This is a genomic window from Nocardiopsis protaetiae, assembly GCF_045446735.1.
GTDB classification, from domain to species: Bacteria; Actinomycetota; Actinomycetes; order Streptosporangiales; family Streptosporangiaceae; genus Nocardiopsis; species Nocardiopsis protaetiae.
Map to the genome: position 1 here is coordinate 1 of NZ_JBJJBV010000114.1, position 19600 is coordinate 19600.

Annotated in this window: 22 protein-coding genes and 3 tRNA genes; 16 read left to right on the plus strand and 9 right to left on the minus strand. The window is 71.2% G+C overall.

Annotated elements, in window-relative coordinates; genetic code table 11:
• On the plus strand, nucleotides 1-742 hold a 742-nt coding region (locus ACJOT3_RS18080; RefSeq protein ID WP_406974015.1), incomplete at its 5' end, for an MFS transporter.
• A 244-nt stretch (nucleotides 743-986) separates the two neighbouring features.
• Here the strand turns inward: ACJOT3_RS18080 and ACJOT3_RS18085 are convergent.
• Together ACJOT3_RS18085 and ACJOT3_RS18090 are read right to left on the minus strand one after the other, a co-directional pair.
• Complete coding sequence (locus tag ACJOT3_RS18085; protein WP_406974016.1) at nucleotides 987-1709, minus strand: rRNA methyltransferase; 723 nt, start codon at nucleotides 1707-1709, stop codon at nucleotides 987-989.
• A gap of 68 nt (nucleotides 1710-1777) precedes the next feature.
• Nucleotides 1778-1852, minus strand: a tRNA-Asp gene (locus ACJOT3_RS18090).
• 123 nt (nucleotides 1853-1975) lie between these two features.
• Here ACJOT3_RS18090 and ACJOT3_RS18095 point away from each other — a divergent pair.
• The 3 genes from ACJOT3_RS18095 (at nucleotide 1976) to ACJOT3_RS18105 (ending at nucleotide 4092) form a co-directional block, all read left to right on the plus strand.
• On the plus strand, nucleotides 1976-2386 hold the full coding sequence (locus ACJOT3_RS18095) for an RNA-binding S4 domain-containing protein (protein WP_406974017.1): 411 nt from the start codon (nucleotides 1976-1978) through the stop codon (nucleotides 2384-2386).
• Between the two features lie 16 nt (nucleotides 2387-2402).
• Nucleotides 2403-3146, plus strand: a complete 744-nt coding sequence (locus ACJOT3_RS18100) for a phosphotransferase (RefSeq protein WP_406974018.1) — start codon at nucleotides 2403-2405, stop codon at nucleotides 3144-3146.
• Between the two features lie 256 nt (nucleotides 3147-3402).
• Complete coding sequence (locus ACJOT3_RS18105) at nucleotides 3403-4092, plus strand: DUF2306 domain-containing protein (RefSeq protein ID WP_406974019.1); 690 nt, start codon at nucleotides 3403-3405, stop codon at nucleotides 4090-4092.
• Here ACJOT3_RS18105 and ACJOT3_RS18110 read toward each other — a convergent pair.
• From ACJOT3_RS18110 to ACJOT3_RS18120, 3 genes are all read right to left on the minus strand, one after another.
• Nucleotides 4089-4886 carry an alpha/beta fold hydrolase gene (locus tag ACJOT3_RS18110; protein WP_406974020.1) on the minus strand — a complete coding sequence of 266 codons (798 nt, stop codon included), beginning with the start codon at nucleotides 4884-4886 and terminating at the stop codon, nucleotides 4089-4091. The two genes, ACJOT3_RS18105 and ACJOT3_RS18110, sit on opposite strands and share 4 nt — an antisense overlap.
• 103 nt (nucleotides 4887-4989) lie before the next feature.
• The gene (locus tag ACJOT3_RS18115) at nucleotides 4990-5787 is read right to left on the minus strand and encodes a nucleotidyltransferase domain-containing protein (protein ID WP_406974021.1); all 798 of its coding nucleotides are present in this window, start codon (nucleotides 5785-5787) and stop codon (nucleotides 4990-4992) included.
• Between the two features lie 5 nt (nucleotides 5788-5792).
• On the minus strand, nucleotides 5793-6776 hold the full coding sequence (locus tag ACJOT3_RS18120) for a DUF418 domain-containing protein (protein WP_406974022.1): 984 nt from the start codon (nucleotides 6774-6776) through the stop codon (nucleotides 5793-5795).
• Between the two features lie 120 nt (nucleotides 6777-6896).
• On the opposite strand from ACJOT3_RS18120, the gene ACJOT3_RS18125 reads away from it, so the two are divergent.
• Nucleotides 6897-8060 carry a sensor histidine kinase gene (locus ACJOT3_RS18125; RefSeq protein WP_406974023.1) on the plus strand — a complete coding sequence of 388 codons (1164 nt, stop codon included), beginning with the start codon at nucleotides 6897-6899 and terminating at the stop codon, nucleotides 8058-8060.
• Nucleotides 8057-8695: a response regulator gene (locus ACJOT3_RS18130; RefSeq protein WP_406974024.1), complete on the plus strand. Its 639-nt coding sequence runs from the start codon at nucleotides 8057-8059 to the stop codon at nucleotides 8693-8695. Before ACJOT3_RS18125 ends, ACJOT3_RS18130 begins: the two co-directional genes overlap by 4 nt.
• On the opposite strand, the gene ACJOT3_RS18135 is transcribed toward ACJOT3_RS18130, so the two are convergent.
• Entirely contained in the window at nucleotides 8692-9252 is a 561-nt protein-coding gene (locus tag ACJOT3_RS18135; RefSeq protein WP_406974025.1) for a hypothetical protein, read from the minus strand. The genes ACJOT3_RS18130 and ACJOT3_RS18135 overlap by 4 nt on opposite strands.
• A 102-nt stretch (nucleotides 9253-9354) precedes the next feature.
• On the opposite strand from ACJOT3_RS18135, the gene ACJOT3_RS18140 reads away from it, so the two are divergent.
• On the plus strand, nucleotides 9355-9576 hold the full coding sequence (locus ACJOT3_RS18140; RefSeq protein WP_406974026.1) for a hypothetical protein: 222 nt from the start codon (nucleotides 9355-9357) through the stop codon (nucleotides 9574-9576).
• Nucleotides 9577-9808: 232 nt separating this feature from the next.
• On the opposite strand, the gene ACJOT3_RS18145 is transcribed toward ACJOT3_RS18140, so the two are convergent.
• Nucleotides 9809-9875 (minus strand) — tRNA-Phe (locus tag ACJOT3_RS18145).
• Nucleotides 9876-10351: 476 nt separating this feature from the next.
• On the opposite strand from ACJOT3_RS18145, the gene ACJOT3_RS18150 reads away from it, so the two are divergent.
• Nucleotides 10352-11668: a hypothetical protein gene (locus ACJOT3_RS18150; RefSeq protein WP_406974027.1), complete on the plus strand. Its 1317-nt coding sequence runs from the start codon at nucleotides 10352-10354 to the stop codon at nucleotides 11666-11668.
• Between the two features lie 15 nt (nucleotides 11669-11683).
• Here ACJOT3_RS18150 and ACJOT3_RS18155 read toward each other — a convergent pair whose 3' ends face one another.
• On the minus strand, nucleotides 11684-12100 hold the full coding sequence (locus ACJOT3_RS18155; RefSeq protein ID WP_406974028.1) for an ATP-binding protein: 417 nt from the start codon (nucleotides 12098-12100) through the stop codon (nucleotides 11684-11686).
• A 155-nt stretch (nucleotides 12101-12255) separates the two neighbouring features.
• Between ACJOT3_RS18155 and ACJOT3_RS18160 the strand changes: the two genes are divergently transcribed.
• From ACJOT3_RS18160 to ACJOT3_RS18195, 8 genes are all read left to right on the plus strand, one after another.
• A complete protein-coding gene (locus tag ACJOT3_RS18160) occupies nucleotides 12256-12564 on the plus strand; it encodes a putative quinol monooxygenase (protein WP_406974029.1) in 309 nt (102 codons plus the stop codon).
• Nucleotides 12561-13769 carry a helix-turn-helix domain-containing protein gene (locus tag ACJOT3_RS18165; RefSeq protein ID WP_406974030.1) on the plus strand — a complete coding sequence of 403 codons (1209 nt, stop codon included), beginning with the start codon at nucleotides 12561-12563 and terminating at the stop codon, nucleotides 13767-13769. Before ACJOT3_RS18160 ends, ACJOT3_RS18165 begins: the two co-directional genes overlap by 4 nt.
• A gap of 141 nt (nucleotides 13770-13910) precedes the next feature.
• Nucleotides 13911-14318 carry a plasmid replication, integration and excision activator gene (locus tag ACJOT3_RS18170; RefSeq protein WP_406974031.1) on the plus strand — a complete coding sequence of 136 codons (408 nt, stop codon included), beginning with the start codon at nucleotides 13911-13913 and terminating at the stop codon, nucleotides 14316-14318.
• Between the two features lie 101 nt (nucleotides 14319-14419).
• Entirely contained in the window at nucleotides 14420-14671 is a 252-nt protein-coding gene (locus tag ACJOT3_RS18175) for a hypothetical protein (RefSeq protein WP_406974032.1), read from the plus strand.
• Nucleotides 14671-16101, plus strand: a complete 1431-nt coding sequence (locus tag ACJOT3_RS18180) for an FtsK/SpoIIIE domain-containing protein (protein ID WP_406974033.1) — start codon at nucleotides 14671-14673, stop codon at nucleotides 16099-16101. The genes ACJOT3_RS18175 and ACJOT3_RS18180 overlap by 1 nt, the downstream gene beginning before the upstream one ends.
• 214 nt (nucleotides 16102-16315) lie before the next feature.
• Entirely contained in the window at nucleotides 16316-18001 is a 1686-nt protein-coding gene (locus ACJOT3_RS18185; RefSeq protein WP_406974034.1) for a replication initiator, read from the plus strand.
• A 2-nt stretch (nucleotides 18002-18003) separates the two neighbouring features.
• Entirely contained in the window at nucleotides 18004-18180 is a 177-nt protein-coding gene (locus tag ACJOT3_RS18190; protein WP_083926642.1) for a helix-turn-helix domain-containing protein, read from the plus strand.
• Complete coding sequence (locus ACJOT3_RS18195; RefSeq protein WP_406974035.1) at nucleotides 18177-19424, plus strand: tyrosine-type recombinase/integrase; 1248 nt, start codon at nucleotides 18177-18179, stop codon at nucleotides 19422-19424. Before ACJOT3_RS18190 ends, ACJOT3_RS18195 begins: the two co-directional genes overlap by 4 nt.
• A 76-nt stretch (nucleotides 19425-19500) precedes the next feature.
• Here the strand turns inward: ACJOT3_RS18195 and ACJOT3_RS18200 are convergent.
• Nucleotides 19501-19574: transfer RNA gene (locus ACJOT3_RS18200), tRNA-Phe, on the minus strand.
• Nucleotides 19575-19600 lie beyond the last annotated feature (26 nt).

Here is a 19600-nt window from a genome sequence, read left to right on the forward strand (position 1 = left end):
GGCGCTGTCGGCGTTCCTCACCCCGCGGCTGGTCGACGCGATGGGGCTGTTCACCACCCACCTGCTGATGTGCGCGGCGCTCGCGGTGATGGGCGCGGTCATGTGGTTCTTCTGCCGCAACGCGCCCGGGTGGACCCCGCGCACCGGGCCCGCGCTGCCGCGCATGCGGGAGGCGATGCGGCTCAAGGCGACCTGGCAGGCGTCGCTGCTGTACGCGGTGGCCTTCGGCGGGTTCGTGGCCTTCTCCACCTACCTGCCGACGCTGCTGACGCTGTCGTACGACTACCTCCAGTCGGACGCGGGCATGCGCACCGCCGGGTTCGCCGTCGCGGCGGTGGCGGCGCGGCCGGCGGGCGGCATCCTGTCGGACCGGATCGGCGCGGTGAAGGTGTGCCTGATCTCGTTCTTCGGCACCGCCGTGTGCGCCGTGATCCTGGCGCTGCACCCGCCCGCGGAGTTCCCGGCCGGTGCGGCGTTCGTGCTCATCGCGATCGCCCTGGGGCTGGGTACCGGCGGTGTGTTCGCGCTGGTCGCCAAGCTGGTGGAGCCGTCCCGGGTGGGCACCGTGACGGGTCTGGTGGGCGCGGCGGGCGGGCTGGGCGGGTACTTCCCGCCGCTGGTCATGGGCGTGATCTACCAGGCGACGGGCGCGTACACGATCGGGTTCGTGCTGCTGGCGCTGGTGGCGCTGGCGGTCGGCCTGTACACCTCGCGGGCGTTCAAGGGCTCGGCGACGGGGTGAGCCGGAGGGCCGGGGCGAGGCAGGGCGGGACGGGAGGGAACGAGGCGGGACCGGGAGGGAACGAGGCGGGCCGAGGTCGGCCGAGTGGGGCCGGACCGGGGTGAAGCGAGGCGGGCCGGGACCGGCCGAGTGGGGCCGGGGTGGAGCGGGCCGGACCGGGGTGGAGCGGGCCGGACCGGGGTGAAGCGAGGCGGGCCGGGACCGGCCGGGTGGGCCGGGGTGGAGCGGGGCCGGGCGACCGGGTTCAAGCGAGGTCCCGGGCGCGCACCAGCGCCGCCGCCCGGACACCGACCCGCACCCGCTCCAGGGCGAGCACGCCCTCGGGCAGGGGGATGCGGCGCGTGCGGGCCGTCACGACGATGACGGCCTCGGGAGGCAGGGCCCGGCCGAGCGCGGCGAGCAGGCCGCCCACCGGGTCCTGTCCGGGGACCTCGCCCGCCCAGGCGGTCATCTCGCCGTAGGGGACGTCCGTGACGACCAGGTCGGCGACCACCGGCTCCCGGGCGGCGAACACGTCGGCGACGGCCGCCGCGTGCGGCAGGTCGCCCCCGGCGCGGGCCAGGCCGCGGGCCAGCTCCCGGGCGTCCTCGGCCCGTTCCACGAAGGAGGGGCGGCCGAAGTCGCGGGCCGACCGGCGCAGCTCCTCCTCGCGTTCGGCCAGCCCCGCCGCGGTGAGCAGCCGCAGGTTGCGCTCGGCCAGCTCCACGGCGTCGGGGTCGATGTCGGTGGCGCGCACCGCCGTGATCCGCTCCCGGTGCAGCAGGCCCAGGACGGTGGCGAGGTAGCCGCTCCCGCAGCAGGGGTCCCACAGCCGCACGGCGGACAGGCCCGTGTGCACCATGGCCCGCTGGAAGAGCTCGTCGGCCAGGCGCACCGGGAACCCCGGAAAGCCCGGCGCCGAGCGGAGTACGTGCCCGCTCGCCAGCACCGAGCGGTCGGTGCGCTCCACGGCGTACCGGTACGTCATCGTGTCCCCCCGAACGTTCCCGGACAACGGCGAAGGCCCGGCGTCCTGGGACACCGGGCCTTCATATGCGGTCCTGACGGGATTTGAACCCGCGGCCTCCACCTTGACAGGGTGGCGAGCACTCCTAACTGCTCCACAGGACCTCGTTGCAGGTATAACTCTAGCGCGACTTCGGAGTGCTTCGTACCGTCTCCCCGTAAAGTGGCTCACGACACCCCGAACACCGTTTCCCGCCCTGGCCAGACCCCATCCGAGGAGTTCCGCACGTGAGCGACGCAGGCCCCCTTCCGTCCGGTCCCGACAGCACCCGGGTCGACCGCTGGCTGTGGGCCGTCCGCCTCACCAAGACCCGCTCCGACGCGGCCCAGGCCTGCCGGGGCGGCCACGTGCGGGTCAACGACCGCCCGGCCAAGCCCGCCTCCCCCGTGAAGGTCGGCGACGAGGTGCGGGTGCGGCTGCACGGCACCACCCGGATCGTGGAGGTGGGTCACGTGCTGGAGAAGCGGGTGGGCGCGCCGATCGCGGCCCGCTGCTACGTGGACAACACCCCCGAGCTCCCGCCGCAGGCGACGATCCCGGTGATCCGCCGCGACCGGGGCGCGGGCCGCCCCACCAAGAAGGACCGCCGTGTCCTGGACCGCCTGCGCGGCGACCTGCCGCCGGCGCCGCCCCTGTGACGCCCGGAGGGCGCCCGTGAACGCTCCGACCCCCCGTGTCCCCCTCACCCTGCTGGCCTCCGGCCGGGACGCCGACGTGTTCGCCCTGGACGGGGGGCGGGTGCTGCGCCGCAACCGGGACGGCCGCTCCCCGGCCGCCGAGGCGGCGGTGATGCGGCACGTGTCCGCCCACGGGTTCCCGGCCCCGCGCGTGCACGCGGTGGAGGGGCCCGACCTGGTGATGGACCGGCTGCACGGCCCCACCCTGCTGGGCGCGCTGCTGGCGGGCGAGGAGTCGCCCGCGGCGGCGGGCCGGATCATGGCCGGCCTCCAGGACCGGCTGCACGCCCTGCCTCCGCCCGGCGACGGCGCGGGGGCGGGCGGTGGCGCGGGCGGAAGCGGGGGCGGCGGTGCCGGGGCGGGCGGGAGCGCGCTGCTGCACCTGGACCTGCACCCGGACAACATCGTGCTGACCGGCGCGGGCCCGGTGCTGATCGACTGGACCAACGCCCGAACGGGCGGGGCCGACCTCGACGTGGCGATGTCGGCGCTGATCATGGCGCAGGTGGCGCTGGCGGAGACGTTCCCGGAGCCGGTGCCCGCCCTGGCCGGGGCGGGCCTGGACGCCTTCCTCGCGCACACCGGCGGGGACCCGGTGCGGCTGCTGGACGAGGCCGTGGAGCTGCGCGCGGGCGACCCCAACCTGGCACCGGAGGAGGCGGCCGTCCTGACGGCGGCCGCGGCTGCGGTCCGCGAGCGGGCGGCGAACGCGCGCCTGTAAGGCGCGCAGCCGTGGGGCGGGCGGCGGGCATTCGACCGTAAGGCACGCGGCCACGGGGCGGGCGGCGGACGTTCGGCCGCGGGGAGTGCGGGCGTAGGGCGTGCGGCGCCACTGAGGGCCCCCAGGGGTTCTCAGGGGCCGGAGCCGCGGCGGCCCCGGGCGGGGCCGCGACCTTCCGGGTGAATCCCCATACCGCCGCGGAACGCCCGCGACCACAGTGGAGACGAAGCATCCGTCCCACTCCTGGAGAGTCCCGATGCCGCCCTCATCCCCTGTCTCCCCCGCGCCCGTGCGCCGCCGGCACACCACCGGCCTCATCATCGTGACCGTGCTGTGCGTGCTGGTCACCATGATCGCCCTGCCCGCCTACCTCGGCCTCGATCCCGCCGAGGCCCAGATCGGGCTGCGTGAATCGGGCCTGCACTACCCGGCCCTGGTCCTGCACGTCGGCACCTCGGTGCTGGCGCTGCTCACCGCGCCGCTGCAACTGTGGCCCGCGCTGCGGCGCCGGGGCGCCCACCGGGTGATCGGCCGGATCCACCTCTTCGCGGGGGTGTTCCCGGGCGCGGTGTCCGGGATGGTGCTCGCGGTGCTGAGCACCGCCGGGCCGGTCGCGCAGACGGGCTTCGGACTGCTGTCCGTGCTGTGGTTCACGACGGCCGCCGCCGGGTGGCGGGCGATCCGGCAGGGGCGCGTCGCCGACCACCGGGAGTGGATGGTGCGGGTGTTCTCCCTGACGATGGCCGGGGTGATGCTGCGGGTCCTGGTCCCGCTGGCGACGGCCGTCCTCCCGCTGATGCTGGGGCCTGGCGTCGACGAGGAGGCGGCCTTCGCCCTGGCGTACCCGGCGATCGCGTGGCTGTGCTGGGTGCCCAACCTGCTCGTCGCCGAGCTGGTCCTGCGCCGCCGGCCCAGACCCGCCGCGGTGGCGGCGGCCGCCCGCTAGAGCGGGTGGGCGGCGAGGAAGTCGAGGACCTCGCGGGTGGCCTTGGCCCCGCCCTCGTGCAGGTAGCCGTGGCGCAGGCCGGGCAGCACCAGCAGGCGCGCGTCCGGGATGCGCTCGGCCAGCAGGGCGGCGTTGCCGACCGGGGTGAGCTCGTCGTCCTCGCCGTGCACGACCAGCGTCGGCGCCTGGACGTTCGGCAGCAGGTCCCAGCCGTCGTGGCCCGAGCTGGCCCCGAAGTGCAGGCGCTGGGCGCGCAGCGGGCCGCGCGGCAGGACGCGGGCCACGGTGTCCGGGTGCTCGGCCGCCCACCGCGGGGTGTAGAACAGCGGGCCGATCTTCTCCGCGCCCGCGGCGGTGCTGGCCTGGCGCAGCGCCAGGGTGGACTCGTGGGGCCGCTCCACCTCGTTCGGGCCGCCCGGGGCGGTGGCGCCCAGGACCAGGGCGCCCACCCGCTCGGGGGCGGTGGCCGCCATCCGCTGGGCGACCTTGCCGCCCATCGAGAACCCGTAGACGTGGGTGCGTTCGACGCCCAGCGCGTCCAGCACCGCCAGGGCGTCCTGGACGAACAGGTCCAGGGAGTACGGGGAGTCGAGCGGGGCGTCGCTGCCGCCGGTGCCCCGGAAGTCCGTGCGGATCACCCGGTGCCGCTCGGCCAGGGCGGCGTGCGGCCCGTCCCACATCTCGTGGTCGAGGGCCTGGCCGTTGAAGAGCAGGAGGGGGTCGCCCTCGCCGAGGACGTCGTACCAGATGCGGGTTCCGTCGGAAGCGGTCACGTGGCTCACGGAACCGGACACTACCCGAAGAAACGCCCACCGGCCGTGGCCCGGGTCACCCCGGCCTGCGCTGGTGCGGCGGGTGCGGTGGGGCGGTGGGGGCTGGGGCCGGGGGCAGCGGAGGTCAGCGCGGCGCCTTGGCCCCGTGGACCCGCCGGTACTCCTCGGCGACGCGCGGCGCCAGGTCGTCGGTGATCATCCGCAGCAGGTCCGGGTCGGGGACCGGGTCCGCGGCCGCGGCGGCGGTGCGCCGCAGGTCGGCGGCCCACTCCGGGTGGTAGCGGCCGACGATCTCCGCAGATCGCGCGAGGTCGCTGGTCCAGCCGCCCCAGCGCGGCATGACCAGGCAGAACGCGCTGCGGACGGTCTTGCGGGCGGCCCGGCGCACCACGGCGCGCAGGTCGGCGCCGCGGTCGGCGGCCGCCCGCCAGCGTTCGGGGAACAGGTACAGGTCGCCGTTGGTCTCCCGGGCCAGAAGCGAGGTGGGGCGGTAGGCGGGCAGCTCGTCGGCGAGGTCGGCCCCCAGCAGCGGCGTGCACAGGCAGGCGACGAAGAACCCGCCGTCGTTCGGGTCGGCGAGGAGCGGGGCCCTCCCCTCCAGCAGGATGCCCGCGCCGTCGATCTGCGCGAAGGCGGCGTCCAGCTCCGCCTCGATCCGCCGGGCCGCCGCCCGGTCGGCGTCGGTGGGCGGCTCGTGGAACACCAGCATCAGGTCCAGGTCGGAGCGGCCCGGCCGGGCCGTGCCGCGCGGGATGCTGCCGTAGAGGTAGAGGCCGTGCAGGGCGTCCCCGTAGGCCGCGGTGACACGCTCCCGGGCCGCGTCGACCACCGGGGCGAACGGCGGGGGCACCCGGTCCAGGGCGCCCTCGCGCGCGATCGTCCCGTCGGGGTTCAGGCCCTTGTCCTGCGCGTCCTCGTCCATGGGGGTCAGCCTGTCGGAGCGGGACCGGGCACGGCAACGGGATTGCGCCGGCCCCAGGTGGCCAGGCGCCACAGCCACTCCACCGGGCCCTGGCCGAAGCGGCGCAGCCACAGGACCGCGAACACCCACTGCGCGGCCAGGATCGTCCCGGCGGCGGCCAGCGCCACCGGCAGGGACGTGCCGACCGGCAGGCCCAGGAGGTGGGCGGCGGCCAGGACCAGGAGCGTGGCGCTCAGGTACTGGGTGAGCGCGATCCGGCCCAGGGGGGCGAAGACGGCCGCGAGCACCGGCTTCAGCGGCGTTCCGAGCAGGACCAGCAGGAGGCACACGAGTGTTCCGGTGCGCAGCAGGTCCGCCACGAGGGTCAGGGCGGGTATCGCGGCGAGGGTGGTCGTGAACGCCCCCGCCGCGAAGACCAGGAGCAGCAGGACCGGACCCCGGGTGGAGTGGTCGATCCGCGCCACCACCCCGTAGCGGACCAGCGCCGACCCGGCCAGGAACAGCCCGGCGATCAGCAGCGGCCCGCCCCCGCCGAAGACCAGCGCCGTCGGGACGAGGGCGGCGGCCAGCCCGGCGACCGCCGGGCGCGGCAGCCACGTGGAGGGCAGCAGCACCAGCAGGCCGACGGCGGCGTAGAAGGTGAGGATGTCGCCCGGCCACAGCAGCAGGTGCAGGAGGCCGATCACCAGGAGCGCCAGGAGCCGCCGCAGCAGCACGAGCCGGGGGCGGGGGGCGCGGTCCCGGGCGGACTCCAGCAGCAGGGAGAAGCCGATGCCGAACAGCAGGGAGAGGAGCGGCAGGCCCAGCCACACGTGCCAGGCGCCCAGGGTCGGCTCCGCGGCGGCCCTGGTGGTGCCCGCGATCAGCTGGACGTTGGCCACCAGGATTCCGCACATGGCGAATCCGCGCAGCACGTCGAGCGCGACGACGCGGGTGCGGGGCGGCGGGTCCTGGGCACCGTGTCCGGGCGGGGAGGGTTCGTTGGTCATGGGGCCGAGCCTGCCGGGCGGACCGGCTCCCGGGCACCGGCCGAAGGGAGGGTTCGCGGTCGCCGCAACGGTACTTTCGGCCGGTTCGGCCGCGGTCCCGGCGTCTCTAGGCTGAACCGTGTGAACAGTGGAAACGGCTCGCCGGAGCGGCCCCGGTGGCGCACACGGGCGGCGGACGCGGCCCTGGCCGCCGTCCTCGCGGCGGCGATCGCGTTCCAGGCGTACAACGTGGCGTCGACCTGGGGCGGCGGCCACTGGTGGCCCGGCGCGGCCGCGGGTGCGGCGGTGGCCGTGATCGCCCTGGTGCGCCGCCGCGGGCGGGCGGTCGCGGCGGTCGCCGGGCTGTGCGTGGCGGCGGCCGCGGTGCCGGTGTCCTGGTGGTTCGGCCTGCCCGCGGAACCCGGACCGGCGGCGGCCCTGCCCCTGGCGGTGCTCACCGCCTCCGCCGTCCGGCACCTGCCGGTCCGGGCGGCCTGCGCGGTCGCGGCCGGCGGGCTCGCGGTGGTCGGGACCGCCGCGCTCCCCGAGCTCGGGTCCTCCTCCGGCATGCCCGTGGTGTGGCTGAACCTCGTCCTGTGGCTGGGCGGCGTCGCGGCCGGGCTGGGCCCCCGGCTCCTCGCCGGCCACCGCCGGCGGACCGCCGACCGGGTGCGCCGCGACGAACGGCTGGAGGTGGCCAGGGAGCTGCACGACGTCGTCGCCCACCACATCACCGGCCTCGTGATCGAGGCCCAGGCCGGGCGGATCGAGGCCCCCGCCGGGTCCGACGGCGACAGGGCCCGCGCCTCCTTCGCCGCCATCGAGGCCGAGGGGGCCGAGGCACTGGCCGCGATGCGCCGCGTCGTCGGCCTGCTGCGCGAGCACGACGGCGCCGCCCCCACCTCCCCGGCCGCCGAACGCCTCACCGACCTCGTCGAGCGGTTCGACCGGCGGGGCGGCCCGCCCGCGCACCTGTACCTGGCCGACGACGAACAGACCTGGCCGCCCGAGGTCGCGGGCGCCGTCTACCGCGTCGTCCAGGAGTCGCTGACCAACATCGCGCGCCACGCCGCCCACGCGGACACGGTCACCGTCCGCGTCGCCCGCGAGGGGGGCGGCCTCACCGTGGAGGTCACGGACGACGCCCCGGGCCCGGCCCACCGCCGACGGCCGGGCGGGTACGGGCTGGTCGGCATGGGCGAGCGGGTCCGGGCCCTGGGCGGCACACTGGAGGCGGGCCCCCGCCCCGAGGGCGGCTGGTCCGTGGTCGCGGCCCTGCCGCTGCCCGATCGGAGGAGCCGATGATCCGCGTTCTGGTGGCCGACGACCAGGCGATGATCCGCAACGGCCTGCGCCGGATCATCGAGAGCGACCCCGGCCTCACCGTGGTGGCCGAGGCCGCCGACGGCGCCGAGGCCGTCGAGGCGGCCCGGCGGCTGCGCCCGGACGTGTGCCTGGTCGACATCCGCATGCCGCGCCTGGACGGGCTGGAGGTCACCCGGCTGCTGGCCGGACCGGGGGTGGCCGACCCGCTGCGGGTCGTCGTGGTGACCACGTTCGACCTCGACGAGTACGTCCACGCCGCGCTGCGCGGCGGAGCCGTGGGCTTCGTCCTCAAGGACGCGGGGCCCGCCCTGCTCATCGAGGCCGTCCGGTCGGCGCACGCGGGTGACGCGCTGATCTCCCCGGCCGTCACCCTGCGGCTGCTGCGCCACCTGACCGCCCCGCCCGGCCACCAGCTCGCCAACCCGCTCTCCGAACGCGAGACCGAGGTGACCCGCGCCGTCGCCCGGGGGTGCACCAACCAGGAGACCGCCGACGGGCTGTTCATCTCCGTCAGCACGGTCAAGGGCCACCTGTCCGCCATCCAGGCCAAGCTCGGCCTGCGCAACCGCGTGGAGATCGCCGCCTGGGCCTGGGAGCACGGCCTGATGGACTAGAGGTCCTTGGCCCGCTGCGCGGCCGCGAGGATCAGCCCGCAGGCGGCCACCGCCGCGAACACCCCGGCACCCGCGGAGATGAGGGCGTTCTCCACCGGTCGCGGCCAGAAGACGAGGAACAGGACCGGCCCGGGGACCGCGGCGATCTGCGCGCCGAGCAGCACCCCGTTCCCCACGGCGGCTTCATCGCCCCCCAGGGCGAACACCGCCCACACGGCCATCATGAAGGCGGCCGCCAACACTAGGAACCCCAGAACCAGCCCCCAACGCCCCTCGACGAGCGCCTCGCCCCACAGCTCCCACCCGGTGGCGAAGTTGCGGGACTCGCCCATGCTGACGGTCCCGTCCTCGAAGAGTCGGAACCCGCGGGACTCGCTGGTCCCCCGCAGCCACGGCAGCCCCAGGGACAGGAACAGCACGGCGGCCCCGACCGCCAGCCCTAGGGAGGCCGCCCTCTCCCGGTTCGCCCGCCGCTGCTCGGTGAAGCCCCGCACCTCCAGCTTCTTCAGCCGCTCCCGCAGCGCGTCGATCTCGTCGTAGGCCGACCTCTCGCCCATCCCGGCTCCCTTCCTCGAAGGGAGAGACTCCCACACCTCCCCGATAACTTGGCGAGGACACCCGATCGCGAACCGGCCGCCACGGCCGGAAAAGGGCAGGCCATGGAGAACGAGCGAACCCCCCGGATCGAGACCGAGGACGGCGTCGGCCGCATCGTCCGCGCCGACGGATCCGTCGAGGAAGCCCCCCTGACCGAGGGGATCCACTCGGTCGACGCCCGAGACGGCATCGTCACCATCACCCACGCCGACGGCTCCACCGAGGTCCGCGACACCCCCGCCGTCATCCAGGCGGACACCATCGGCGACATCACCTTCCCCTGACCCCGGTACCGGTCATTCGGCGCTCCGGCAATCTCCAAGAACGTGGCCGTGTATTGGCCGTGACCGCCCACCGACACTCGCCGCCGCTACTGAGCCGCCCGGAACTTCAGCGCTTATTCAGCGCAGGCACTCACCGGCACCCGCCGCCGTCCGCCGACGACCACCGAGGCACGAAAAGGCCCCGTCACCTGTTCGCACAGGTGACGGGGCCTTTTTGCATGTCTGTGTGTTGTGGCTAGGGGCGGGGTCGAACCGCCGACCTTCCGCTTTTCAGGCGGGGTAGGCGGCGCGGCCCCGCCCTGCCTTGCGGGGCGCATGTCCGGCTCGGTCCGGGTAGGTCCGCCCCCGGCTGCTGTCGTTGCTGTCACCGCTGCTGTCACTTCGTCGCCCCTCCCCGGCCTCCCCCGACCAGGGCCACCGGCCGCGCGCCACGGCGACGCCGCACCCGCGCTCCTCCCCCACCGTCCCGGCCCACCACACGAGGTCGGCCACCACCCCCGGGCCGAGGCGCCCGATAGCGCTGAGGCAGTCATCCCAGACAGTCGCACTCCGCTATCGGGTGCCTCGGGGTCTATGCACGCCATTAGCCCTTTCCCCGAAACAGCTACCGTTCGTCTGCGTTCGACGCCATGATGCCAATAAGACGGCCTCCGGACGCGCTCGGGACCGGGCGGCAGCCCGCAGCCCGAGCGGCGGCCGTAGGCCGCTGCGACGGCGCTCGCGCCGCCGCCTTGATCCCATACAGCCCAACTCAGCAAAGAAATTGAGAGAGCACGTGACTAATAAGTTTTTCCAGGATTTACTTAATAGACTTGACGAGAAAATTGACGATCTAACTAGTTCCTACAATCAACTGCCAGAGGAACACGAAAGAACCATTAAAGCAAAAGCACTTGGAGAAAAGAGAAGATTCGAAGGGCTAACTTGCACTACAAAAACGCAGATTCAAGAGATCGGCCCTGCGATAGAACTCAGCTCCCAAGTAGTAGACGGACGCAGATGGAACCTTGGACTCTCTACGGGCGGGCACCACGCCACCAAGATATTCTTTGCACTTGATATGGCAAAGCTGGGGATATTCTCTCTAGCCTGGATTCTATCAGGACTCCGCCTAGCAAGCTGGCAAGGATTAATCACCTATCTTTTAATGGCAGTGTGCGCGCTAGTCTCATACAAGGCATCGAGGGTCGTTTGGCAGAGACTTCCAGATGGCCGCCTGTGGACACTTATTATAATCCTAGCTTTTTTGCTTCTAACTTCAGAAGCTTGGATGACCCGATTAGACATACCCCTTGAGTACAGATTTATCCTTGATTTTCCCGGCCAAGACACCCATGAAACCTCGATTAACATATACAAGGTCACTGAGACCCTGATCTTGATTTTCGTCACTTTTTTGACTGCGCGGACCCTGGACTTCTACCTCTATCGAGCAGTCGGACTATGGGTTATTAGCAACACAGAGAAGCACACCGAAGCCGCATTCCACACATCGCGAATAGTTCTTGGACTGCTGAACATCTGCCACCTCCTAGACGAGTCAGCCAAAATCAAAACCGGATACATCTCATATCTAGGAAACGACACACGGGGACACATAATAGACCAGATAGAAAGCACATCAAGGATAGCGCGAGGACCTTGGATATCTTCCATGAGAACGGGCAACCGGGCCATGGATAGAGAAATCAGCCGTCACGGCGCAGCGCTCTCACGCAAAGTTCTTAACTGGAGAAATAAAGTAGCTCTCGGCGGAGTTAACATCTCAGTCGTCCGAGACTCCTGCCACGAGACCCTCTTGCACGTTGCAACCGGCGACTGGGATCAGATATCCCACGAGGAGGAAACGGAAGCCACCCCAAGAAAGCTCGATTACATGGTTGGAATCCTAAAAATATTGGGGGTCTCCACCGTTTCACTTTTAGTACTCTGGACCAATCAAAAAATGTCCTGGATACCCCAGAATTACGAGCAGACAGCATCGGCTATATTTATAGCCCTTCCCGTCATCCAAATCCTTGCGTTCGCAAATCCAAAAATAACCGAAAGAATTGAATCAACCAAGGACTTTGCTTCCTTCATCAAAGGCTGAGAATGCCGATGATTCTTACTCATTGAGCAAGAAGTAGGTTTTTCGGCCGGAGAGGGTGGCGTAGCTGCCCCATGAGTCGGCAAGAGCGTCAACGAGGAACAGGCCGCGACCGTGTTCGGCGTCGGGTTCGGGCCGCGCCACATACGGGACGTCGAAATACGAACCGCCATCGTGCACGGTGACGCGCACGCTGTGGCCGTGCTCGTGCTCGATGAGGACTCCGAATCCGGCCTCGGGCAAGCCGGACGGCGAGTGCTGCACGGCGTTCGTCGCCAACTCGCTCGTGAGCAGTACCGCGTCGTCCACCACCGGGCAGTCGCCCAGGCGGTCGGCGACGAACGCGCGTACGGCCGCGACCTGGTCGGGACGGCCGTAGAACCACCCGTGGTGGACGGTCACCGTGCTGTTGGACTTGTCTGCATGGAGGGACATGGGGTTTCACCTCGTGCTCTGAGCGCAGGGGGCAGACACTGAGCTGCATGACTAGTACTATTAGTACGGCTACCGTACATGGAATGCGTGTATAGCGCACCCGTTTGCGCGCACAATAAGTACGGGTCTTGTAGTCCAAGTGAGGAGAGTGCCCCATGTTCGGCCTGTCTGTGCGGTTCACGCTCAAAGACGATGCCGCTGCCGACGGCTTCGACGCCCTGGTGGCGGAGACGCTTCCGCTCATCCGCGAGAACGAGCCGGGCACGCTCGTGTACGCGGTCCACACGGTGGAGGGAAAGCCGCTGGAGCGGATCTTCTACGAGCTGTACGCCGACCGCGACGCCTTCGACGCGCACGAGGAGCAGCCGCACGTGAAGCGCTTCCTGAACGCTCGCGGTGCATTCCTGTCCTCCGTGGACGTGGACTTCCTCGCCCTGATGGACGCCAAGGGTGTTCAGGAGTGAGCACCGACTACCAGAAGGCGCTCGGCCGCAAGGTGGCCAAGCACCGCAGGCAACGCGGTCTCTCCCAACGCGAGTTCGCCGGGCTCGTCGGCCGCTCCGAGACCTGGGTGTCCCAGGTCGAACGCGGGGTGCGCAAGGTCGACCGCATGGTGGTCCTCGAAAAGCTGGCCGAGGTCCTGGAGATCCCCGTCTCCGAACTCGCCGCCGAGGCCCCCATCGTCGCCGCCTCCAACGAGGAGCCTCCGGGCAGTAGCCGCCTGCGCCTGGTCCTGAGCGGGTCGCACGCCCTGGCCGCGCTGCTGCGCCGCAACCCCGCGACTGTCGATCTGGACGACCTCCGCCAGCGGGTCGATCACGCCTGGGAGCTGACGCACGCCAGCGCCTACACGGAACTCACCGAGGTCCTGGAATCGCTCATCCCCGACCTGGAATCGGCCGCGCGCTCGGTGCCCAACGGCGAACGCCTGGAGCTGTTCCGGCTCCTCAACGCCGCGTACCGGGCCTGCTCCTCCACGCTCTCCCGCCTGGGTGAGTACGAAGCCGCGTGGATCGCCGCCGACCGCGCCATCACCGCCGCCGAGCGGGCAGAAGATCCGCTCCTCATGGCGGCCGGTGAGTTCCGCCTGTGCCTGACCTTCCAGGGTGCGCGCCACTACGACCAGGTGGAGGCTACCGCACGGACCGCGTGCGAGGCGCTGGGCGATCTCGTTGCGGAGGGCAACCCCGAGGCCATGTCCGTCTACGGGGCTCTCACGCTGCAACGCGCGGTCGCCGCCGCCCGGGGCAACAAGGCGACGGTCGCCTACCGCCACGTGGCCGAGGCCAAGCGGATCGCGGATGCCATCGGCGGAGAGCGCAACGACTTCAACACCGAGTTCGGTCCGGCGAACGTGGGCCTGCACGAGGTGTCCGTGGCCGTGGACCTGGGCGACGCCGGGGTGGCGCTGCGAGCGGCGGAAGAGGTGGATGTGTCGGTCCTGTCGCCGGAACGCCGGGGCCGCTTCCTGATCGACGTCGCCCGTGCCCAGCTCCAGCGCCGCAACGTCGACGGTGCCGTGGCCACCCTGGAGGAGGCGGAGCGGGTCACGCCCGAACAGGTCCACTCGCATCCGATCGTGCGACAGGTCGTCGGCGACCTCATGGCGATTCAGGACCCTGCTGGGTCGGCACTCACCGGCCTTGCGAGGAGGGTAGGCGCACTCTGAGTGCTAGCTAGTACTTCATGTACTAGACAAAACAAAAAGTGCGGATTAGTGTGTGGTAGGTCGCACCGTCCTTCCTGCTGTGGAGGGGTGCGGCCGACCACACACTTTCGTTTGCGCCGACAGGCGCGGTGAGGAGTCCGCATGGCTATCCAGGGTGCGTTGGCCGTCGAGTTCGGGACGGTGTTCCCGCACGGTGCGTTCGCGCTGGGGGTGGAGGCGATCACCGACTTCGAGACCAAGCGACCCCAGCTCGACAAGGACACGGGCCTTCCGCTGTGGGCGGTGGACGTGATCGACGCCGACCCCGAAGCGCGTGGCAAGGCCAAGTCGGTGAAGGTCAAGATCGCCGCCGAGCACTGCCCAACCCTCCCCGACGAGGTCCCCGGGCTGCCGTTCCGCCCGGTCGAGTTCGAGCACATGGCCGTCATGCCCTACGTCGACGACAACGGTCGCCGCCCCCGGGTGGCCTACTCGCTGCGCGCCCGTGGCGTGAAAGCCCCCGGCACCGCTGCGGGTGCTCGTCGTGCCCCGGCCAAGGACGCCGCCTGACCCCTGCGTGACATGAGACGGGGCGGCCTGGTGCTGCAACACCTAGCCGCCCCTACAACCCTCCCGGAAGCTTCCCAACTTTCAGAAGAGGTGTCTTCAGTATGTCCGAAAACCGACCCGACCTGTCCGAGCTGACCGGCCCCCAACTGGTCCGGGCCTTCCTGTCCGAGTTCGACAAGCCGCGCACGACCAAGGCCGAGCGAGCCGCGTTCTTCGACTTCAAGGCCCGGGTGTTCGCCGCCATCGCGGACCGGGACGGCAACCCCGACGCCGCCCGTGCCGCCGAACGCGCCCGGGTCGCCCGTGACCGGCTCCTGTCCGAGGCCGAGACCGCGAACGGCGGTGGGGCGTGATGCTGCGTCAGCCCAAGGTGGGTGCCGCCCAGACCTCCCCGACCCTTCCCACACCCGCCCAGGGGGTGCGGTTCACGACTCCGATCGTGGAGACCCCGGGCATCGTCGTCCTGGCCTCCTGGATCTGGCGGTTGGTTCGGTTCCTGGTCGTGCTGCCGTTCCGGTTCCCCGTGCTGGTCTCCGGGCTGACCGCCTCCGTCGCCGCCTGGTGGTGGCTGGGGTGGCCTGGTCTCGCCGGGCTCTGGGCCGCTGCCTCCGTGGTCTCGCTGCTGTGGTGGCGTGCCTGGCCCGACTCGCACCGGCGCTGGGTCATCCTGCGCGTTCTGGCGTGGTGGCGGCACGTCACCGTCTACCGGCGTCACTGGCAACCGGTCCTGGTCATCTCCGGGCTGGCCGAGTCCTACCAGGAACGCCGCTACCTCCCCCGCATCCGCCGTGTCACCTGCGACACCTGGGCGGACCGGGTGCGGGTCTCCCTCGTGGCCGGCACCGCTCCGGCCGACTTCGAGCACAGGGTGTCCGAGCTGGCGCACGGGTTCGCCGCCCCGTCCTGCCGGGTGACCGTCAACGGTCCCCGCGACATCACCTTGGAGTTCCCCCGGCGCGACACTCTGGCCAAACCCCTCGACGCCTTCCCGATGACCCACCACGTGGACCTCGACGCCCTCCCCGTCGGGCGGCGTGAAGACGGCTCGCCCTGGGTGCTCAAGCTCCACGGCACACACGTCCTGGTGGTCGGTGTGACCGGCTCGGGCAAGGGCTCGGTGATCTGGTCGGCCGTCAGGGCGATGCTGCCCGCCGTGGCGAACGGGACGGCACAGGTGTGGGCGATCGACCCCAAGCGTATGGAGCTGTCCTACGGGCGGGACCTGTTCGCCCACTACGCCGACGACGGCGAATCCGCCGTGGCCCTGCTCGAACGAGCTGTGGCCGACATGCAGGACAGGGCCGAACGCTACGCGGGGAAACTGCGCTCCCACGTGCCCACGACCGATGACCCCTTCGTGGTCGTGCTCCTGGACGAGGTCGCCTTCCTGACCGCCTACCACCCCGACCGGGACGTGCGCCGCCGCGCGGAGAACGCGATAGCCACCCTCACCTCACAGGGCCGTTCGGTGGGCTTCGCCGTCCTGGCAGCACTCCAAGACCCCCGCAAGGAGGTCATGAACCTGCGCAACCTCTTCCCCGACAAGGTCGCCCTGCGCCTGGACGAGGCATCGCAGGTGGACATGGTCCTCGGAGAGGGTGCCCGGGAACGCGGCGCTGAGGCGCACCTGATCGACCCCACGCTTCCCGGTGTGGCCTACGTCCGTGTGGAGGGCTCGCCTGCCCCGGTACGAGTGCGGGCCTCCTACGTCTCGGACGAGGACATCACCACCATGGTCGACGGTTACGGGGCGGACTTCTCCTCGGATTCGGAGGTGGCCTGATGGTCGGCTCTTCTCACCCTTCTTCGGCGAAGCCAACCGGTCCACACCCAGAGCAGACCCCACCACAGGGCGACTCCGATCCAGTGGGCCGGGAAGTCGACAAAACGCAAGAGCAGCAGGGTAGGCACTACCCACAAGGCCAGGAACCCGATGAGGCGTTTGTCGTACATGGGCTGATCCTAGAAGGCCTGCGAGTCGGTCTGGGGGTGGGCTGATGCCGACGCCTACCGGTAAGTCCACCCGGGCCGAACGCCTCGCGCAACCCCTGGCGCGTGAGGTGGCCGAACAGGTCGCCGCCGACCACGGCGTGTGCATCCGTCCCGTGTCCCTTCGACGCACGGACATCGCCACTGGTGAGACGACGGTGATCGACGTGCCGTGCGGGTCCACCCTGGAATCCCGCTGCCCGGCCTGCGCCAAGCGCAAGCGGTCCCTACGGCGAACCCAATGCGAAGAAGGCTGGCACCTGGACACCGAACCCGTGGTCCAGCCCGACCCGCCCACCGACGCCCAGCGGGCCTGGGTGGAACAGCGGGCCATGGTGACGGCCGAACGGGACCGGCTCGCCGCCACAGGGGCGGCCTCGGTGGAGGACCTGGCCGCGCTGGACGCCGCGATAGCCGACCTGGACGAGGAGATCACCGCCTCCGGCCTCCGGGGCTCAGTCACCCGATCGACCGACACCACCACGGCGAAGCCGCGTCGGGTGCGCTCCACCAAGCGGCGGCAGGATGCCCCGGACCTGCCCAAGCGGCCCATGACCAGGAAGACGGTCGGGCGGGCCTTCACCGATCCCGCCTCGGGCAGGGTGTTCCGGCCCTCGCTGTTCATCACCCTGACCCTGGACTCCTACGGTCGGGTCCGCTCCGACGGGACCCCGGTGGACTTCGCCACCTACGACTACCGGCGTGCTGCCCGGGACGCCCTGCACTTCTCCAAGCTCGTGGACCGGTTCGTGCAGAACCTCCGACGGGTCGCCGGGTTCGATGTGCAGTACTTCGCCGCCGTCGAACCCCAACGGCGGTTGGCCCCGCACCTGCACATGGCCACCCGGGGGACCCTGCCCCGGGCCGAGTTGCGGCAGATAGCCGCCGCCACCTACCACCAGGTGTGGTGGCCCAACGCCGACACGGTCCGCTTCGACGGCGACCACCTCCCCGAATGGAACGCATCCGCAGGGACCTTCTACGACCCGGCCACGGGTGAACTGCTTCCCACGTGGGACGAGGCTTTGGACGCCCTGGACGAGGACCCCGACGCCGAACCCCATCACGTGGTGCGGTTCGGCCGACAGGTGGATGCCAAGGGGGTCGTGGCCGGGTCCGCTGACGCCGACCGGTGCGTCCGCTACCTGGCCAAGTACCTGACCAAGGACATCGCCGACTGCCACGCCGCCGAGACCACGCGGCAGGAACAGCACGTGGACCGGCTCCTTGACGCGCTCCGGTTCGAGCCGTGCTCGCCCCGGTGCTCCAACTGGCTCCGCTACGGCATCCAACCCGACGAGGCCAAGCCGGGCATGCGCCCCGGGTTCTGCCGCTCCAAAGCCCACCGACGCGAACACCTGGGCTACGCAGGCCGCCGCGTCCTGGTCTCCCGCAAGTGGTCCGGCAAGACCCTCGCCGACCACAAAGCCGACCGCCTCACCTGGGTCCTGGAAGCCCTCGGCGTCGACCCGACCAACGAGGACCAGGGCGACGAGAACGACCCGCGCCCCGCCCCGCTGACGCTCGCCTCCGGCTCCTACGCCTGGGAACTCGCCCGCCCCACAGACCCCGACGTCGCCCCCCGCGAACGCCGCCTACTCCGGGCAGTCGGTGAATCACTCAAACGCCGCGCCCAGCTCGCCGCCGCACTGGACCCCGAACATTCGGCAACTCCCGAACAGGAAGCAGCGTGACCATGACCGAACTCCTCCTGACCGTCGAAGAGGCCGCCGAGCGCCTGCGCGTGAGCCGCTGGATGGTCTACAACCTCATCCGCTCCCGCACGCTCCGCACGGTCAAGATCGGACGCCGCCGCCTGGTCCCCGTCGCCGCGCTCCCCGAATGCCTGGAAGCCCTGGAGGACGCCGCGTGAGCGCCGCAGAGGGCAAGGGCCGCCGCAGGGGCCGCCGCCGTGCCGCCAACGGCGAGGGAAGCGTCTGGCAGCGCAAGGACGGCCGGTGGGCCTTCGCCGGGTACGCGCTGACCACCGACGGCACGTACAAGCGCGTCCAGGGCTACGGCCGCGACCACGCCGACGCACGGTCCAAGCTGAACAGGCTGCTGGCCGACTCCGACCGGGGCATCCCCGTCGCCTCCGAGAACTGGACGGTGGCCGAGTACCTGGCCTACTGGCTGGAACACGTGGTGCGGGCCGAGCGACGCCCCAAGACGGTGCAGGGGTACGAGGGCGTCATCCGCCGCTACCTCGTCCCTGGCCTGGGGAAGAAGCGGCTGGCCAAGCTGACGGCCCGGGACGTGCGGACCTTCGTCACGAACATTCGGCAACTGTGCCAGTGCTGCCGCAACGGCACCGACGCCGCCCGGGAGCACCCTCGGTGCTGCGCGCTCCCCCGGCCCGAGTGCTGCGGGCACCGGCTGTCGGCGCGCATGGTGCAGTCCGTCCACGCCGTGCTGCGCAACGCGCTCCAGACGGCGGTGCGGGAGGAGGTCATCCCGCGCAACGTGGCGTCCCTGGTCAAGGTCGCTCCCCCGCGCTACACGGTGAACCGGGGCCTGGACGTGCCGCAGTCCCGTCGGCTGCTCAAGGCCGCCGAGTCCGACCGGTTCCACGCGCTGTACGTCCTGGCGCTCTGCCTGGGCCTGCGGCGCGGGGAACTGCTCGGGCTGCGCTGGCGTGACATCGACCTGGAGGCCGGCCGCCTGGAGGTGGTCCACACACTGCAACGGGCGGACGGGAAGCTGTCGCTGGTGCCGCCGAAGACGGAGGACTCGGCACGCACGGTGCCCCTGCCGGGGTTCTGCGTGGACGCGCTCAAGGCCCATCGCAAGCGGCAGTTCGCCGAGCGCTCGGACGCCTTCCCCGACTGGGAGGAACACGGACTCGTCTTCCCCTCGCGCCGGGGCACTCCCCTGGAGCCGGACAACCTGCGCCGGAGCTGGGAGCCGCTGCGCCGCGCCGCTGGCCTGGAGGGGATGCGCTTCCACGACCTGCGGCACACGTGCGTGACGCTGCTGCTGAACCTGGAGGTGCCGCCGCAGGTGGTCCGGGAGATCGTGGGGCACAGCGATATCGGGGTCACGATGACGATCTACGCGCACGCCTCGCTGGACGACAAGCGGCGGGCGCTGCGGAAGCTCGGGGACGCGCTCGGATGACCGGGTTGCTGTCGCGTAGCTGTCAAAAACGCCCGGAGCCAAAAGGCTTCCGGGCGTTCGTGCTGCTCAGTGTGAGTGGCTAGGGGCGGGGTCGAACCGCCGACCTTCCGCTTTTCAGGCGGACGCTCGTACCAACTGAGCTACCTAGCCGTACCGCCGAGAATTCGGCGAGCGCG

Bases quoted from the DNA above. Each gene is read 5' to 3' on its own strand.
- ACJOT3_RS18085 (WP_406974016.1), bottom strand. From the start codon at position 1,709: ATGACGTACCGGTACGCCGTGGAGCGCACCGACCGCTCGGTGCTGGCG.
- ACJOT3_RS18105 (WP_406974019.1), top strand. From the start codon at position 3,403: ATGCCGCCCTCATCCCCTGTCTCCCCCGCGCCCGTGCGCCGCCGGCAC.
- ACJOT3_RS18115 (WP_406974021.1), bottom strand. From the start codon at position 5,787: ATGGACGAGGACGCGCAGGACAAGGGCCTGAACCCCGACGGGACGATC.
- ACJOT3_RS18120 (WP_406974022.1), bottom strand. From the start codon at position 6,776: ATGACCAACGAACCCTCCCCGCCCGGACACGGTGCCCAGGACCCGCCG.
- ACJOT3_RS18130 (WP_406974024.1), top strand. From the start codon at position 8,057: ATGATCCGCGTTCTGGTGGCCGACGACCAGGCGATGATCCGCAACGGC.
- ACJOT3_RS18135 (WP_406974025.1), bottom strand. From the start codon at position 9,252: ATGGGCGAGAGGTCGGCCTACGACGAGATCGACGCGCTGCGGGAGCGG.
- ACJOT3_RS18140 (WP_406974026.1), top strand. From the start codon at position 9,355: ATGGAGAACGAGCGAACCCCCCGGATCGAGACCGAGGACGGCGTCGGC.
- ACJOT3_RS18155 (WP_406974028.1), bottom strand. From the start codon at position 12,100: ATGTCCCTCCATGCAGACAAGTCCAACAGCACGGTGACCGTCCACCAC.
- ACJOT3_RS18160 (WP_406974029.1), top strand. From the start codon at position 12,256: ATGTTCGGCCTGTCTGTGCGGTTCACGCTCAAAGACGATGCCGCTGCC.
- ACJOT3_RS18170 (WP_406974031.1), top strand. From the start codon at position 13,911: ATGGCTATCCAGGGTGCGTTGGCCGTCGAGTTCGGGACGGTGTTCCCG.
- ACJOT3_RS18175 (WP_406974032.1), top strand. From the start codon at position 14,420: ATGTCCGAAAACCGACCCGACCTGTCCGAGCTGACCGGCCCCCAACTG.
- ACJOT3_RS18180 (WP_406974033.1), top strand. From the start codon at position 14,671: ATGCTGCGTCAGCCCAAGGTGGGTGCCGCCCAGACCTCCCCGACCCTT.
- ACJOT3_RS18185 (WP_406974034.1), top strand. From the start codon at position 16,316: ATGCCGACGCCTACCGGTAAGTCCACCCGGGCCGAACGCCTCGCGCAA.
- ACJOT3_RS18190 (WP_083926642.1), top strand. From the start codon at position 18,004: ATGACCGAACTCCTCCTGACCGTCGAAGAGGCCGCCGAGCGCCTGCGC.